We start from the raw sequence: 1,664 nt of genomic DNA, 5'->3' as shown, positions 1-1,664 counted from the left end.
GAGGCCACTGAAAAACAACTCCTAAAAAATGTAAATAAATAAAAAAAAGAAAACCTTCCTATCCAAATTTGGTATAATTAGTATCGACTAAGAAACAAATTATCCCAAAAAAGAAAGGAAGGCTTTCTTCTATGCTTAAAGAAAAAGATATGCAGTTAAGCATCTACTCCCTATTATACTTCAAAATTCCAGAAAACCATATACTCAAATTAGTACACGATGCCGTAGATTTTAGTTTTATTAATGAACTATTAGAAAGTACATATTGTAAATACTATGGTAGGCCTGCAAAAGAACCAGAGTTAATGGTTAAATTACTGGTACTTCAGTACCTTTATAAGCTTTCAGATGAGCGAGTTATTGAAGATGCGTCTCTCAATTTGGCATACATGTATTTTTTAGGCATTAATCCTGATGAAGAATTGCCCGATCCTAGTTTACTCTCTAAATTCCGAAAACAACGATTACAGGACGTTACATTAGATGATATCATCGTCGCATTTGTTCGCCAATGTGTGGAAAAAGGTATTATCAAAAATACTGGTGTAAGTATTGATAGTACTCACACAGAAGCAAACACGTTCAAAGCAACGGTAGAAAGAGTCATGAAACGTCTATCTAAGAAAATCTTTAAAACTTTAGAAAAAGAACTCGAAGATGTTCCAAGTGAAATTAATCGAGAGATTCCTGATTACAAAGAGATAGAAGACCATAAACAAGCAAAGCAAACAATGAAGACGTTTCTAGAAGAAACGATTTCTACAGTAGAAACACATATCGATTCGACAACTATTCCCGAAACAGTAAAAGTTCTAAATACAGCCAAAAAAATCTTAGAAGATCCTAAATTTCTAGCACAAAAAGGCGTGCGTTCATTGGTGGATCAAGAAGCTAGAGTTGGACATAAAAGTAAAACATCTCATTTTTTTGGGTATAAAACAGAATTTATTATTACGACAGATGATCGTATTATCACAGCTGTTCACACCGGGAATGGTGCCTATGTAGATGGTACTCACTTCGATGAACTGATGGAGTTAACGAAAAAGAGTGGAGTAACGGTAAACGAGATTTATGGTGATAAAGCTTACTTCCGGAAAGGTATCTTAGATACCATTAAAAAATATGAGGCCATTCCTTATATACCAGTAAGTGAAATGGCATATAAGATAAACGAAGATTTATATGCCTATAATAAGGATTCGGATGAATGGTTTTGTAGTCAAGGGAACTCGACCTATAGAAAGAAATATTCGAATAAAAAGAATCGACAATCAGTTATATACTACTTTGAAAAAGAAAAGTGTCGAAACTGTCCTTTACGATCAGAGTGTATACCTGCCAATAATACCGTAGGTAGAGTATTAGAGGTTAGTATCAATACACCAGAATTCTATGATTACAGCCAACAGCAGAAAACAGATGAATTCAAGGAGAAATATAAAAAGAGAGCATGCCAAGAATGGAAAAACGGCGAAATGAAATGCTTTCACGGGCTAGATCGTGCCAGGGGGTACGGTCTAAAAAGCATGTCTACACAAGCAAAACTAACTGCATTAGCAGTAAATATAAAGAGGATAGGAAAAATCCTATCCTCCAAAACAGCATAAGTGGCGTATTTAATTTACAAGAAACACCATTTTTCCTTCACTGAGAAAAAAAAA

1 pseudogene is annotated in these 1,664 nt (G+C 34.3%); it reads left to right on the top strand.

Annotated features, from left to right (window positions below):
- Positions 1-131: 131 nt before the first annotated feature.
- Positions 132-1,601 (top strand): annotated as a pseudogene (locus CDZ89_RS19480) (IS1182 family transposase); the annotation flags it as partial.
- Positions 1,602-1,664: the final 63 nt, after the last annotated feature.

This window comes from Bacillus alkalisoli (assembly GCF_002797415.1).
Classification (GTDB): domain Bacteria; phylum Bacillota; class Bacilli; order Bacillales; family Bacillaceae_I; genus Bacillus_CD; species Bacillus_CD alkalisoli.
The sequence above is the reverse complement of the archived record's forward strand: the minus strand, read 5'-3'. Positions and strand labels throughout refer to the sequence as shown.